Here is a 14233-nt window from a genome sequence, read left to right on the forward strand (position 1 = left end):
AGGGTGAGGGGAAGCCCTCCAAGACAACACAAAAGGCCGGACCTAAACCCCGACCAAAAAGAACACCAAGGGACCAGGACACCACCCTGCCCCAACAAAACACCAGCTTTTGTGTGCACAACCAAAAGCCACCCGAACACTTCCGACCGGCACCACCCGGTCCCCAATCAGGAGAAACCGCCATGCTGAGCTGGGACGAATTCGACGAAGAAGAAACCACCACCGCCACCGCGCAGGCCGCCCCCCAAGCCGCTGCTGCAAATACTGAATCTCCGGCCAAGCTCGACCAAGACGCCGCCGGCTCCGTCGAAGAAGCCCGCGCCGTTGCCTCTGACGACTCCGCTGCCGTCGCCCGCGCCAAGAAGGCCCTGGACGACCTCGACATTCAGGAGGGCCTGGACGAACTGGAAGGCGAATCCGCCCGCGTTCACGTCGGCGACAAGCAGATGATCAACGCCCGCGCTGACCTCAACCAGCTCGTACCCTTCAAGTACGACTGGGCCTGGCAGAAGTATCTGGATGGTTGCGCCAACCACTGGATGCCGCAGGAAGTGAACATGAACGCCGACATCGCCCTGTGGAAGACCCCGGACGGTCTCTCCGAGGACGAGCGCCGCATCGTCAAGCGCAACCTCGGCTTCTTCTCCACCGCCGACAGCCTGGTCGCCAACAACCTCGTGCTGGCCGTGTACCGCCTGATCACCAACCCCGAGTGCCGCCAGTACATCCTGCGCCAGGCCTTCGAAGAGGCGATCCACACCCACGCCTACCAGTACTGCATCGAATCACTGGGCATGGATGAAGGCGAGATCTTCAACATGTATCACGAGATCCCGAGCGTCGCGAAGAAAGCCTCCTGGGGCCTCAAGTACACCCGCTCCATCTCCGACCCGACCTTCCAGACTGGCACCGTCGAGACGGACAAAGAGTTTCTGCGCAACCTCATCGCCTACTACTGCGTACTGGAAGGCATCTTCTTCTACTGCGGCTTCACCCAGATTCTCTCCATGGGCCGCCGCAACAAGATGACCGGCACTGCCGAGCAGTTCCAATACATTCTGCGCGACGAGTCCATGCACCTGAACTTCGGCATCGACGTGATCAACCAGATCAAGATCGAAAACCCACACCTGTGGGACGCCGCCATGAAGGACGAAGCGACCCAGATGATCCTCCAGGGTACGCAGCTCGAAATCGAATACGCCCGCGACACCATGCCCCGCGGCGTCCTCGGCATGAACGCATCGATGATGGAGGACTACCTAAAATTCATCGCCAACCGCCGCCTGACGCAGATCGGCTTGAAGGAAGAGTATCCAGGTACGACCAACCCGTTCCCATGGATGAGCGAGATCATGGACTTGAAGAAGGAGAAGAACTTCTTTGAGACGCGGGTTATTGAGTATCAGACGGGTGGGGCTTTGAGCTGGGATTGATGGATATGACTCCGACTAAGTTAGTCCTATACACAATCATGAATGCATTCTAGTTAATAAGCCCCGCCAAAGCACGGGGCTTTTTAATGGAAAACTTTTTACTTACACATCCAGCACCATGCCAGGCTTCTATTTATAAAAAATAAATTGAGACTAACCACAGTCTCTAAATTGCATTGATACGGATTTGAGTATGCAGAAAATAAATGAACTATCAGAAGAAGATGTTGACTCTTGGTTTGAGAGCGAAGAAGAACAACCTGAATTTAAAAAACTCACAGATGAAGAACTTTCCCAGCGATACGCTGAAACCCAGATAAGGATTGTACGCACATCTTTAGATTTCACCTTACATACGCTTACTTCTTCTATCAAAGACAACAACTATATTGACATCGCCCCTGGATATCAACGGCGAGCAAGATGGGACAGAAAAAAGAAATCTTTGCTTATAGAATCTTTTTTAATGAACATCCCCATACCTCCATTATTCCTCTTTGAAAAGGATTACAACCAATACGAAATAATGGACGGCCGTCAACGCTTAGAGGCAATTTCTGAGTTCTTAGATAATAAATATGCGCTAACAGGGCTCGAATTTTGGGGGGAACTTCAAGGAAAGAGATTTTCCGATCTTCCTGGAATAATTCAACGAGGTCTTCTTCGAAGGACTATTAACGCGGTCGTGCTACTAGCCGAAACCGAGAAAGACACCGAGTCATTCGATATTAGGCTAATATTATTTCGCAGGCTAAATACGGGTGGAATAAAGCTAAACGCGCAAGAAATGCGCAATGCGCTTTACCCTGGACCATTTAATGAGACACTGCATGAGCTATCCCGTGGGGATAGATTCACCAAATTATGGCGCATTCCACAAAGAACAGGATCTGAAGAAAACGAAACGCCCATTGCCCTGCAAAAAAACGCACTGTACCGGTCGATGATGGACTGCGAGTTAGTTTTACGATTTTTTTCGGTACGGGACGTGATTAATAACAAGGTTAGGGGATCTTTACGGCAAGTTTTTGACAAAACGATGGAGCGTTATAGTAAGGCCTCGCCGGTCGAAATAAACGCTCTACGTGCGGATTTCGAATCTACGCTAGAAAGAGTTACGAACGCACTCGGCTATGACTTCCATTTATTACCAAACAACAACCAGGCAAGCCGACCACTATACGACGCCTTACTGGTTGCTGCCTCTGAGCTTCCCGACATCAACCTGTCTGATAACTCAGCCTCTATAGCCGCAAGAATTGAGCAAGCGTTAGCAGATCAGGAAAGTTATGAAATACTAGTCGGCCGTGGCAACACTATCGAGTCTATAAAAGATCGAGTGGAATTAGCTAAAAAAATAATTATAGGCTAGCACCATGGACCCGATCATATTCGAATACAACAGTGACCTTGAAAGAATTTGCAGTCAGCTAGATTTCATTGAAGCTCTAAAGAAATTTAGCAGCGCGAACCCTCCAACGCAAAACTCTTGCTGCGAGCAAGAGTTTATAGCGGAAGCGCTAATCATTCATGACGGCACCAAACGTGTTCACGGCAATCTTTCCTTGGTAGCTGGAACTCTAGTTCTATATACCTGCGGACGCTTTGAAGCAATGACACGAACACTGTTTGAAGATTTATGCCAAAGACTTGTTTCGAGGGCTGGCGAATTCTCAAGACTTCCCAAAAAAATGCGTGCAAATCTTCCTATTTTTACCGCTAAAATAATCTCTGACCCAAGAAAGTTTGGCCATGCCGAAAATGGTGTAAGGTCGTTTGTCTCGACGCTTGCATCAAATCTAGAGCCAAATGCAAGAATCTCCAAAGTCAATCATGAATGCCTGTCTATCACTGAAACAAACATGCGCGCAGATGCACTCTCAGATTTGTTTTCCCGTGTCGGAGTGGACAAAATCTGGACTGGAATATCTGAACAATCAGCAATCAAACATCACTTTGAAGAGCAAGATACTGCAAAAGTAGAATCAAAAGCAAAAAAGAAACTCAATGACTTAATGGATATTAGGAACCGCATAGCTCATCCATCGGGAGAGTTTGAGTGGCCATCGACAACAACCATTAAGGATTACGTGAATTATCTTCGGCTTCTCGCCACCGCCATGGGAGATCTCATGTCGCTTTATGAAGTAACGCTTTGCACAACAGAAACATCTTAGCGAGGTAGCCTGGAAACGACGCGTGGAAAAGGCTTCGCCGTTTTCCACCCTACGCAACGCCGATGCGTCGTGTGGGCGGGTGAAATGGCGTAGGGTGGATAACGCTTTGCTTATCCACCGATACGGACTTACCGCCAACACCACGCTCAAGGATGAGCCGCATGTCGAAAGCGAACTTCTCTTAAACCGATAACTTTCCGAACTGAATCTGAATAAAATTTTGACGCACGTTAAAAATAAGGCAACCACTCGTGGCTAACGAAGAAACTGTATAAAATTTAAATTTAAGATAAGGCCCGAAATGACCAAATTAGGAACTATAGCGACGGTTAGTATTTCAGTTTTCGCACTTGCAGTTTCGGCATGGCAAGGTTATGCGTCACGGGAGCATAATCGTCTCTCCGTAAGACCATACGTTCAAAGCACGCCTTACCTTGAAGGACCCAACAAGCGAAATGGAATATATATTTCAAATTACGGACTCGGTCCTGCAATACTAAATAAAGCAACGATAAACATAGACGGCACTGAGCATCTACTATCCAAGGACATTTGGGAACAGGCATTTAAATCTATAGGCATCGATGACTTGTGCTTCTCCAAGTCATGGATCCCGCGAGGCTCAGTCATACCCATAAATAAAGAGATCCATCTAATAAAACTAACATCAGCCGAATCATCACGCTGTCAATTAGAAGTAGCCAAATTTTTGAGCGAGCACGATCTGTCGCTTACCCTGGAATACACATCAATGTACGACGAGAAGATTACTACAAAGAACAACTTCAACATGAAAAGCTTTGGAAGAGATCTTTCTCGAGCGATACGCAGCCCCGAAAATAATTAAAAATTAACGGAAAAGGGGACAGATTTATTTTCATGGCCCTACCCGCCCTCGTTTACGACACACTTTCCTAGGGATGGAGCCCGAGTCGCCTGAAAGAATGAGCTTGTTTTTGTTCCTTTTGCACGAGACTACCAGGCGACGCCAACGCCCCTTTCAGAAGGGTGAGCGGAATCGACGTGGAAGGGGTTGAGCGGCATGGATGCCGCGAGAGCCGTGATGGGCCATGGATGGCCCTTCGCGGCGTGCCCCTGAACGGCGATGGAGCGAACGAACCCGGAGCGAAGCGCAGGGCCGGATGCAGGGGCAAGCGTTTTTGGTTACTTTTTCCGCGACTGGAAAAAGTGACCCGCCCAGCAGGGCGGAACTACTGCATCAAACAACTCGTTCCTTTCAAGTTCTACGCTTCATCCTCCAGCAGAGCCACCCACCCCACACTGATTCGCTCGCTTCCGAATGTGATCTAGAAACCGATACACCCCGTCGGGCTGCGTGCGGAGAAGATTCCTAACCCCTCCCCCGTGGATTCGATTGACATCCCTGCACGCCTTGTCCCACAGCAACCCCTCGCCCATCGGGCCCATATAGGCAAACACGTTGGCCAGGACGAACCCAACCGGCGCCTGCCCCGGCGCATCGAGGATAAATCCGACGCGCTCCCAGTTCTTGGACTTGCCTTTCTGGGTCAGCCAGTTGAGCAGGCTATCCTCGTCCAGCGTCTGAAAAAGGCTGTGCCCGATTAACCCCGTTGCGCCGAACATGTCTTTCAGACCCGCAAACAGCCTGGCGGCGATGAACCGATCCAGCGCCGTCTGCGACTCGACCATGAGGGCATACATCTCACGCTGTTCCGCATCACGCAGGCTCATTGCGTAACTATCTAGGCTCATGACCTTCCTCCAAGACTTGGGTTTTTGCAGCCTTTCCAGGACTAGGCGGTACTCATCGAAGGCGTTTCGGATACCGCCGACGGGCGCCTCTTTAGCGCAGCTCTCGGCCCACCGGACCAGCGAGGGAAAATACGGGACGTGATGGAACGGGATTTCTACGTTCGCGTCTTCCCCAAAGTCCGGAAGATCAGCATGAGGCTTGGATTTACCGAAGCCCTCCCAGCGAAGCAGGTTCCCGGTGAGAGAAAATCCCGCCAAGCTTTCCGATTCATCGCTCGGTTGAGTGCGCCAGGCGCTCAGATAGATTACCGCCACCCGGCCGGACAGATCCGCCTCGCCGGCGAACAACTTTCTCTGAACGCAACCGATGTACCGGCTGATTTGGTAACGCTGGTCCGGGGCACCGATCTTGTTCTCGACGATAAGTGCACGCTCGCCGTCGTGAATCAGAATGTCGATGCTGTCCTTCTCGCGCAGAACAGTTACACGCTCAAGGTCGAAGTGCCGAGGCTGTTCCGGTAGTTCCTTCAGAAACAGTTCGAGGAACATGCTGCCTTGATAATGAAGCCCCTTCGGATTGAGCATGGAGCAGAGGAAGCGCGAGTGAAGCGACACTTCGTTCGACGGCTTGAGCATTGATGCAATCAGGCTGTAATCATGCTGCCCATCCTGTTTACGCCGCTCGTTATCAGCCTTCAGGCTGCGGTATTTCTCTAGACAGCGCTCCGCTACTTCATCCATGTCGCTACCGTTCTTTCCGCCGTGACTAAGCGCGCACTATAAAGTGCGGTGCAAACATTGCCATCATTTAGGCATTACTTAGATACGAGATAGCGTCTTTCACCAAGCAACGACCCAGCAGTCCGCAGTGCTTATAGCTTGGGCTGCCACCGAGGTAGGTCCTACGTTAGCCCACCACCTCACACAACCCACCCGGCACGGCCATCACCCAATCCCTCACAGCCAGAACCGTCGGATCATCCCGACGGCTCTCGGGATATACGAGGTGAAACGGCTTCCCTTCCATCACCGGCCCAAACGGCTGCACCAGCCGCCCTTCCCTCAGTTCATCCTCGATCAACTGCCGACTCATCAAGGCCACTCCTTGCGCGCCGATGGCGGCTGAGATGGCGTGGGTCTCGTCGGAGAAGACCAAGCCGGCGCTGACATCCAACCCTGGCACGTTGGCGAGCTTCTGCCATGAAGCCCAATGAATCGGGGCGGATGTAGCACCTTGGGCGCGGAAGTGGATCAACGAGTGTTTGGGCAGCTCTGCGACATCCTGCAAGCCAAGCAATGGGCTGCAGGCCGGGACGAAGGTGTTATCGAACAGCTTCTCGGCTACCAGCCCCGGCCAGCGGCCATCGCCATAGCGGATAGCGACATCGGCCGTGACGCCGTCCAGCGCGACCGGCTCATGGGAGGTGTGGAAGCGCAGATCAATATCCGGATGGGAGTCGCGCAGCATGCAGACCCAGGGCACCAGCCAACGGACCGCTATCGCCGGCGTAGTGCTGAGGGTGATCGCCTGACGGCAGGGCTTCGCGCTGAGGCGTTCGACCGTTGTGCTGATGGTGTCGAACGCCGTTTCCAGCACTTGTTGCAGCTCACGCCCCTGGGCGGTCAGCTCCAGCTTTCGTGGCTTGCGCAGAAACAGCGAGACGCCGAGGGATTCTTCCAGCAGCCGAATCTGGTGGCTAATCGCCGTAGCGGTGACAGACAACTCTTCTGCGGCCTGCTTGGCGCTCTCATGGCGGGCGGCGGCTTCGAAGGCGCGCAGTGCGGAAAGCGAGGGTAACCGGCGGTGCGCCATAACTGAGTTTTCCTCATCTGTAGCTGGAAATATTGATCGTTTGTCGCCCATAGAGCCTAGTCCTAGCCTGGGTCTACCGCGAATGACAGATGAATTCAATCACAGAGGAGACCGACCATGACGCACCTTCTACACCTCGACGCCAGCGCCCGTCCCGGCCTCGCCGGTAAAGACAACCACGGTTCCCACAGCCGCAACCTCACCCACCGCTTTGTCAGCCAATGGCAGTCCCGCCGCGCGCAGGACAGCATCACGTATCGGGATATAGGCCAGAACCCGCCCTCTTTCATCGACCATGACTGGATCGCCTCGGCCTTTACGCCGGAAGATCGTCAGGAGGCATGGATGAAAGACGCACTGGCAGAAAGCGACCAGCTGGTCGATGAGCTGGAGGCAGCCGATGTGCTAGTCATCGGGACGCCGCTTTATAACTTCGGCATGCCCGCGGCGCTCAAGGCATGGATCGATCAGGTGGTGCGCCTGGGCCGGACGGTTGGGATCGACGAAACCCAACATCCCGACCCTTACGTCCCATTGCTGGGAGACCGGTCACGGCATGCGGTCATTCTCACCGCCAGGGGCGGCATAGGCTTCGGTCCCGGCGGGGAAATGGCTCATATGAATCACTTGGAGCCGAACCTGGTAACCGCGCTTAACTTCATCGGGATTACCCGCATTCATCAGATCGCGATTGAAGGTCAGGAAACGGGGGGCGATGTGCTGGCGGCCTCGGTGACTCAGGCGCTACGTCAGGTTGATGTCTTGGTGGCTGAGCTTCAGGCAGCGCTTGATGCCAATCCCAAGCCCCTCGTCACCGAACACGTCCCTCGTGCTGCTCCGGCACAAGCTTCGTGAACAAGCGCTGATCGGCCGCCGCAATGAACAGATAGACTGCGGCCCGATTCAGCAACACAAGGAGATTTTCATGGGAAAGGACAACCTTAAAGAAGCGGCTTACCCGCTCGACCAGGGCTGGGACTTGGACACCGGGTGGAAGGCGGACAGCACCGGCAGCCGCGACTCAAGCTGGATGCCTGATCGCGGCTGGGGCCGCCAGGTCGAGTTGCCGAAGATCAAGCCAGGTAACGGCGGCGCCTCTTTTGCGGCTTGGGAAGAAAAAGTCGAAACCACTCCTGAGCTTTCGGATTGGCCGCCGCCCGACAGGCTTAGGCTCCCCGAGCCTCAGCCGCCTGGCTTCTACATCGCGCCGCGCAGCATGTCCGGCGAGCAGGTGCTTGCCAGGTTGTTTGCCGATACGCCCCACAACCACTTGGTCAGCCGCATCAAGGCGCTAAACCCCACTTTCGCCAAAGGTTTCAAAGCTGGTGAGATGGTCGTCTTGGGCAACCTGATCAATCCAACCGCTTGCTCGCGCGAAGAGGCCGACCTGATGGCGGCGGCCGCCAAGGTGCGTACGGCTCTGGAACCATTGAGCGAGAGCGAAGCCGACTTCATGACGAAGCATCAGGCAGAGATCGCCGTGATGGTCGGTGGCGCCAGCCAGTCGCTGGGGATGGGTACCGATGTGCTAGGAAACGGTTTGAAGCAGATTGACGGCACGCTGCGCGATATCGAATACCTACATCAGCGCGAATTCGCCACGCATGGCCACCTGCAAAGTCCGCAGTTCTTCGCTTCGCGCCAACAGCTGTACCGCCAACTCGACAACCAGTTGAAAGCAACCTTCCTCGGCAAGCAGTTGGGCCTGGGCAGCTATCCTACGCTGCGCCAAGACCTCGGCATTTCCACCCGCAGCCTGGTGCATCACTGGAGCAAAGGCGGCGCACCGGGCCAGATCCCCGGCTATGCCACCCATATGGATCAGATTGCCAAGGCAGCTAAGTATCTGAGAAATGGAAGCTATATCGGAATCGCCTTGGGCGGTACCGCCTCTGCATTGAAAGTCCGGGAGGTTTGCCAGGCAGGCGAAACCCAGGCATGTCAGAAGATTCGTTTTACCGAGACGGGAAGTTTTGCTGGGGCGTTGGGTGGTGGATCCGTAGGCGTCTGGATAGGGAGCGGCGCCGCTACGGCTATCTGCGCCGCCATCGGCATCGGATCAGCAGGCATCGGCGGGGTTGTTTGTGGATTGGTTGTAGTCGGTGGGGCTTCGGCTGCTGGAGGAGCTATTGGTGGAGGATCTGGGGAAAAAGCAGGTGAAAGACTATACGAGTGGATTCAACCATGAGTTTTGATATTGATACATGGCACCCTGGACTGGCATTCGCCTTTTTGCTGGCACCCTTTGTTGTCGGGCTATCTGGCGTAGCGATCGGTGTTTTCATCGCCTGTAGTCGCCATTTCGACACCATGCTCTCAGCGCTTCCAAACAGCGCCTGGGCTAAGCAGCAGCACATTGTGGGGACAACGAGTTTTACTTCCCGTTTCTATCTGGTCGGCACGCTAAGCGGGGCCTTACTTCTTTCGGATTTCAATGTTCGAAAAGGGGTACTCGATGCCAACGATGTCAGCAACTTCCCCCGCTCGCTGCGCCGCCTTATGACCCTGTCGACCAAGCTGGCTTTTGTCGGCATGGCTTGGCTGTGTCTGGCGGTTGGCCTGCTAAAACTCACCGGAAACTGAACGCATCAGTCCGGCGGCTTGTTACACATGCTTCCTTCAAGTACGCGAGATAGCCCTAGAAATGACGCGTGGAAAGAGCACGGAATGACTGCATGGACAGCGCTTCGCTAATTACTTGAATATGCGGCGATCGACTTCCACATCGCTGGCCGATCAACGTAGCCCCTGAGCGGCTTCGCCACGCTCGATTTTAGGAGTTCAGAATGAAAGCCCTTCCAACTCTGGCCCTCGCCCTGCTAGCGCCCTTAGCGCACGCCCAAGAGCTAAGCGTCATACTTAATGGGCTTGAGCACGACAAGGGTCAGGTGGCCGTGGCGGTATACGCCGACCCGAAAAACTTCCTGAAGGAAAACCACGCCTTCGCCGCGCGAAAGGTCAAAGCTGAGGTCGGAGCCGTGACGTTGGTATTCAGCGATGTGCCACCCGGGCGCTACGCGGTGCTGGCCTACCATGACGAGAACGACAACGGTGAGCTGGATCGACGCTTCGGCATGTTCCCCGCCGAGGGCTACGGGCTGTCAAACAATCCCAAGGTGATGGGCCCGCCGTCTTACGACGATAGCGCCTTCGAAGTGACCGCCGACGAGCCCGCCAAGGTCACGCTGGATATGCATTACTAGGAAAACCACTTTCACGCCACATTGCACGGCTCGACTGCGGCAACCCCCCTTCCAACCCGCTCGGTGCGCATCGATCGGTACAATGCGTTCTTTGCCATACCGTCCCGGAGCCACCTCGCCTATGGTCACCCTCGCCCACCTGGACACCCCGCCACCGGAATCGATGAAAAGCCAGGTGCTGCAGATGGTGGTGGACTACCTCGGCGAAATCAGTCCGGTATCGCTCACGCCCAGCAACCCGCTGTATCAGCTGTATCAATACGTGGTGGGTTTCGAGGTGCATCGTTATCTGGACAGCATGGACGGCGCGCAGGCGGGCAAGCCCGAATTGATCATGGCGCTGGATCCTGACGATCCGGCTCGTCTGCTCGGCTTCGCGCTGTATCTGCCGTATGTGGACGATCCCGATGCCTGTACGCTGATCTATCTGGCCGTGCAGGCCAGCCATCGCCGGCAGGGCATCGGTCGGGCCATGGTCGAAGAGATGGTGGCGCGCTATCCCCATGCGGAAGTGGCGTGCGTGGCCGGCAAGGTGCCGTACTTCGAAGCGCTGGGCTTTCTGCCACTGGCGGCTCGCGGCCCCCAGGTGGTGATGAATACTCGGAGCCAGGCTTCAAACGGCGTGTTGGCGGTGCAGGACCTGGAGCCAATCTTTCACTCCAAGGAAGTCCGGCAGATTCATAGCTATCTCGTGAAGCAACACGGTGAAAAAGCCATGAGCGACGCGGAGAAAGAGCGCGATGGCCTGCTGGATAAGTTGGCCGAACAGGCGCAGCATTTAGTCCAGGCATACTCTCCAGCTAAGCGCTTGCATTGATCAACCTGGAGAAATCGTTGCGGTCCGCGCTACGTAATGCCGATGCGCCGACAAGACGAGCCAATCCGCGAGGTCAGTAGCGAGTCAGTCACCGATGAGTGCCGGATACTGACGTTAGATGTATGTTGGGCGTAGCGCAGTCTGATAGCGCACTTGCATGGGGTACAAGGGGCCGAGACGTCCTAATCACTCCATCCGCGCCATGTTGCGCCGTGCATCAAATCTTCACACAGGCAAATATCGCGTTCCCTGAAGTCCCGTTCCAAGGAACGATCTTTTCGTAATCGTGCTCAAGCACATGAACATCGAAGTACGGCTTTAACAGCTCGATCAATTCCCCAAAACTCACGGCCACCATGCGGTGTTCGTCGAGCCATACCTGGCTTTCATGGGCGCTCATTTTTTCAATGCGTAGCTTTAGCGACTGCTGCTCGCCAGCGCCGGAGTAGTACCAACCGGAACTGAAGTTGAACATGCCGTCAGCATGTTTGGCGGTGTGCGATACGAATGAATCGTTGTCGATGGTGTGCTTGTCGACGGCGTTGAAGCAGAAGAGTCCATCGTCGGCCAGTGCGGCATGCACGCTGGCGATACAGGCTTTCAACCGCTCGATTTCTGCGCTGTAGTGAATGGAATACAGAAAGCAGGTGATCAGGTCGACCGACCGATCCACTTTGAAGTCACACATGTCCTGCAAGGAAAACCGTGCTTCGGGGCAGCGAATGGCCGCTCTATCCAACATAGGCTGGTTGATGTCGAGCCCGCTGCTTTCATAGCCCGCATCGATGAAATGCCGCACATGCGGTCCGGTTCCGCAGGCCAAGTCCAGTTGCCTCTTTCCCGCATTACCGAACAATTGCTGGAGCCGTTGGATACAGTGGCTTTGCGCCTGATAGTCGATATCGGCACACATCAGATCGTAGTAACCCGACAGGTCGGTATAAATGGCGAGCATGGTGGCCCTGAGGTTTGAATCGGAGCGTTGAGGGCGCGCATCATATCCGGGCCGTATGGAAATCGCGCGTCGTCGCGGGCGGAAATGCAGCTCCAATTCCGACAATCGGTTAATAGTCCCCTAGCTAATCAGCCGTTCAGCCTATTTCCTTCTCTGGTCAATCCTCAAGAATCCGACTTCCCACGACTCAAAGGATTCTGAAAATGTTCATGCGCTCCCTTCTCGCTGCTGCCGTGTCCCTTGTCTTAGCCGGGCAGGCTCAGGCTGTTGATCAAACAGCTTCCATTGAGCAAAACGGAAATAACAACACCGCAGAGGTCACTCAGTTAGGCGGCACCTATCTCTGGACGGAACTGACTCAGAACGGTGATTCAAACGAAGCAACCGTCACTCAAGCCGGCACCAACGTGTCGGTCGAAGCGACACAGCAAGGCGTTGCGAACCAGTTGACGGCCACCCAGGAAGGGTTTGGGACATGGGTTCGGTCTCACCAGGAAGGCGAAGGCAACCTGCAAAGCATCGCTCAGCGGTCCGAAGGCGGAGTAACGGCGTACGTCTATCAATACGGGGTCGATAACGAGGCATATGTTGTACAGAACGACGGCGATTACAACGATGGCAGAATCAACCAGCACGGCCAGCAAAACGTGCTCCGGCTGGAGCAGACCTACATTCTGAACAGTCTCGACGCCACACAGGAAGGGACTCGCAACCTGGCTAATGTCCGCCAGACCGGCCATGTAACGGCCCAGATCAATCAAACCGGCCTGGCAAACGACGTAGATCTTCTACAAGGCGCGTATTCGCGGGCGAATGCCGTCATCAGTCAGACTGGGGAGTACAACGAGGCGAGCGTTAGCCAATCGGAGGGAAGTTATGACTCAAGTAGCGAGCTGTATCTGACTCAGACTGGAACAAGCAACAAGGCTGACGTCTATACAGGCACGGCTGAGGGTCTATTGGATTTCACCCAGATCGGTACGGGTAACGAGCTGATCGCGCGTCAAGGCGTCCGCAACGGCAGCGTTACCGGTATTTCCAGAGGAGACTACAACGAAGTCTTCTTCGTCCAGACGGGTGACGGCAACTCACTGGACCTGGCTCAAAGTGGCTCGGATAACGTGATTGAAGCGTTTCAGATGAAAGATGGGGCTTCAGGAGACGTAGGCATCATCGATCAGACCGGCACCGGCAATTACGCGCGCTTGACCCAAGGAATAGACAGCCTTGGCAGCGGTATGGACACTGCGGCAATCATGCAGAACGGGATGAATAACAGCGCGACTGTCACCCAGCGTTAGTAGGCCTTTGTAGCCCGAACGGCCTTATCCTGCCGGAACGTAAAGCGCCCGATGCACCGCATCGGGCGCTTTCGTTACGAAGCGCCTGTGACGCGCATGCAAAGGCAGCTGCGTCCTCCACGGCTGCGTGAGCCTCCCTGCCCATGTAGCGTTGACCGCAACGGCTACTGTTCGCGTCTGCAAGGAGGGACATCGTTACATCAATTCGTGCCGAGCCCGAGCCGCGAACGAGGCATGTCCGTATACTCGCCGCTTCCCGCGAGTCTTCCGTGAGCAGCACACTGTGAGCAACAAACGATATGCCTGCATTGGCCTGAGCAACCCGAAATCGCCGTCCAATGTGGGAGCGATCATGCGCGCGGCGGGCTGCTATGGTGCCGCTTCGGTGTTTTACACCGGCACCCGCTATGACCGCGCCAAGGATTTCATCACCGACACCAAGAAGGTCCATCAGGACATTCCGCTGATCAATATCGATGACTTGCGCAAGATCTTGCCGCTCGGCTGTGTGCCGGTGGCGGTTGAGCTGGTCGAGGGTGCGCGTGCCCTACCGGAATACACGCATCCTGATCGAGCGCTGTACATTTTCGGCGCCGAAGATGGCTCGCTCAGCAAGGAAATTCGTGACTGGTGCGAGGACGTCGTCTACATCCCCACCAATGGCTGCATGAGCCTCGCAGCAACGGTCAACGTGGTGCTTTACGACCGGCTGGCCAAGGGCAACAACACCCGCTCCGGGCCCGAGTTCGGACGCCAACCCCAACAAACCACTTAGCTCGCCGAACATTTCGGCGATA

At 54.9% G+C, this 14233-nt stretch carries 13 protein-coding genes; 10 read left to right on the forward strand and 3 right to left on the reverse strand.

The annotated features are described in order from the left end of the window. Positions 1–182: 182 nt before the first annotated feature. The 3 genes from NA645_RS05700 (at position 183) to NA645_RS05710 (ending at position 3613) form a co-directional block, all read left to right on the forward strand. A complete protein-coding gene (locus tag NA645_RS05700; protein ID WP_256047941.1) occupies positions 183–1436 on the forward strand; it encodes a ribonucleotide-diphosphate reductase subunit beta in 1254 nt (417 codons plus the stop codon). A 193-nt stretch (positions 1437–1629) separates the two neighbouring features. Then, the gene (locus NA645_RS05705; protein WP_256047942.1) at positions 1630–2808 is read left to right on the forward strand and encodes a DUF262 domain-containing protein; all 1179 of its coding nucleotides are present in this window, start codon (positions 1630–1632) and stop codon (positions 2806–2808) included. 4 nt (positions 2809–2812) lie between these two features. Further along, positions 2813–3613, forward strand: coding sequence for a HEPN domain-containing protein (locus NA645_RS05710; RefSeq protein ID WP_256047943.1), 801 nt, complete (start codon positions 2813–2815; stop codon positions 3611–3613). Positions 3614–4864: 1251 nt separating this feature from the next. Here the strand turns inward: NA645_RS05710 and NA645_RS05715 are convergent. Both NA645_RS05715 and NA645_RS05720 read right to left on the reverse strand, forming a co-directional pair. Beyond that, positions 4865–6088 (reverse strand): PD-(D/E)XK nuclease family protein, encoded by a 1224-nt coding sequence (locus NA645_RS05715; RefSeq protein WP_256047944.1) that lies wholly within the window; start codon positions 6086–6088, stop codon positions 4865–4867. A 166-nt stretch (positions 6089–6254) separates the two neighbouring features. Further along, positions 6255–7160, reverse strand: a complete 906-nt coding sequence (locus tag NA645_RS05720; protein ID WP_256047945.1) for a LysR substrate-binding domain-containing protein — start codon at positions 7158–7160, stop codon at positions 6255–6257. 117 nt (positions 7161–7277) lie between these two features. Here NA645_RS05720 and NA645_RS05725 point away from each other — a divergent pair, with 117 nt between their 5' ends. From NA645_RS05725 to NA645_RS05745, 5 genes are all read left to right on the forward strand, one after another. Further along, positions 7278–8015, forward strand: a complete 738-nt coding sequence (locus NA645_RS05725) for an FMN-dependent NADH-azoreductase (RefSeq protein ID WP_256047946.1) — start codon at positions 7278–7280, stop codon at positions 8013–8015. Continuing rightward, on the forward strand, positions 7918–9348 hold the full coding sequence (locus tag NA645_RS05730) for a DUF1757 domain-containing protein (protein ID WP_256048091.1): 1431 nt from the start codon (positions 7918–7920) through the stop codon (positions 9346–9348). The genes NA645_RS05725 and NA645_RS05730 overlap by 98 nt, the downstream gene beginning before the upstream one ends. Further along, a complete protein-coding gene (locus tag NA645_RS05735; protein ID WP_256047947.1) occupies positions 9345–9743 on the forward strand; it encodes a hypothetical protein in 399 nt (132 codons plus the stop codon). Before NA645_RS05730 ends, NA645_RS05735 begins: the two co-directional genes overlap by 4 nt. 203 nt (positions 9744–9946) lie before the next feature. After that, positions 9947–10363, forward strand: coding sequence for a DUF2141 domain-containing protein (locus NA645_RS05740; protein ID WP_256047948.1), 417 nt, complete (start codon positions 9947–9949; stop codon positions 10361–10363). Positions 10364–10484: 121 nt separating this feature from the next. Next, positions 10485–11180 (forward strand): GNAT family N-acetyltransferase, encoded by a 696-nt coding sequence (locus tag NA645_RS05745; protein ID WP_256047949.1) that lies wholly within the window; start codon positions 10485–10487, stop codon positions 11178–11180. Between the two features lie 217 nt (positions 11181–11397). Here the strand turns inward: NA645_RS05745 and NA645_RS05750 are convergent, their stop codons facing one another. After that, the gene (locus NA645_RS05750; RefSeq protein ID WP_256047950.1) at positions 11398–12135 is read right to left on the reverse strand and encodes a class I SAM-dependent DNA methyltransferase; all 738 of its coding nucleotides are present in this window, start codon (positions 12133–12135) and stop codon (positions 11398–11400) included. A gap of 203 nt (positions 12136–12338) precedes the next feature. Between NA645_RS05750 and NA645_RS05755 the strand changes: the two genes are divergently transcribed. Together NA645_RS05755 and NA645_RS05760 are read left to right on the forward strand one after the other, a co-directional pair. Then, positions 12339–13436, forward strand: coding sequence for a hypothetical protein (locus NA645_RS05755; protein ID WP_256047951.1), 1098 nt, complete (start codon positions 12339–12341; stop codon positions 13434–13436). Between the two features lie 283 nt (positions 13437–13719). Then, positions 13720–14211: an RNA methyltransferase gene (locus NA645_RS05760; protein WP_256047952.1), complete on the forward strand. Its 492-nt coding sequence runs from the start codon at positions 13720–13722 to the stop codon at positions 14209–14211. Positions 14212–14233 lie beyond the last annotated feature (22 nt).

This window comes from Stutzerimonas stutzeri, assembly GCF_024448955.1.
GTDB classification, from domain to species: Bacteria; Pseudomonadota; Gammaproteobacteria; order Pseudomonadales; family Pseudomonadaceae; genus Stutzerimonas; species Stutzerimonas stutzeri_AQ.

Bases quoted from the DNA above. Each gene is read 5' to 3' on its own strand.
- NA645_RS05700 (WP_256047941.1), top strand. From the start codon at position 183: ATGCTGAGCTGGGACGAATTCGACGAAGAAGAAACCACCACCGCCACC.
- NA645_RS05705 (WP_256047942.1), top strand. From the start codon at position 1,630: ATGCAGAAAATAAATGAACTATCAGAAGAAGATGTTGACTCTTGGTTT.
- NA645_RS05710 (WP_256047943.1), top strand. From the start codon at position 2,813: ATGGACCCGATCATATTCGAATACAACAGTGACCTTGAAAGAATTTGC.
- NA645_RS05715 (WP_256047944.1), bottom strand. From the start codon at position 6,088: ATGGATGAAGTAGCGGAGCGCTGTCTAGAGAAATACCGCAGCCTGAAG.
- NA645_RS05720 (WP_256047945.1), bottom strand. From the start codon at position 7,160: ATGGCGCACCGCCGGTTACCCTCGCTTTCCGCACTGCGCGCCTTCGAA.
- NA645_RS05725 (WP_256047946.1), top strand. From the start codon at position 7,278: ATGACGCACCTTCTACACCTCGACGCCAGCGCCCGTCCCGGCCTCGCC.
- NA645_RS05730 (WP_256048091.1), top strand. From the start codon at position 7,918: ATGTCTTGGTGGCTGAGCTTCAGGCAGCGCTTGATGCCAATCCCAAGC.
- NA645_RS05735 (WP_256047947.1), top strand. From the start codon at position 9,345: ATGAGTTTTGATATTGATACATGGCACCCTGGACTGGCATTCGCCTTT.
- NA645_RS05740 (WP_256047948.1), top strand. From the start codon at position 9,947: ATGAAAGCCCTTCCAACTCTGGCCCTCGCCCTGCTAGCGCCCTTAGCG.
- NA645_RS05745 (WP_256047949.1), top strand. From the start codon at position 10,485: ATGGTCACCCTCGCCCACCTGGACACCCCGCCACCGGAATCGATGAAA.
- NA645_RS05750 (WP_256047950.1), bottom strand. From the start codon at position 12,135: ATGCTCGCCATTTATACCGACCTGTCGGGTTACTACGATCTGATGTGT.
- NA645_RS05755 (WP_256047951.1), top strand. From the start codon at position 12,339: ATGTTCATGCGCTCCCTTCTCGCTGCTGCCGTGTCCCTTGTCTTAGCC.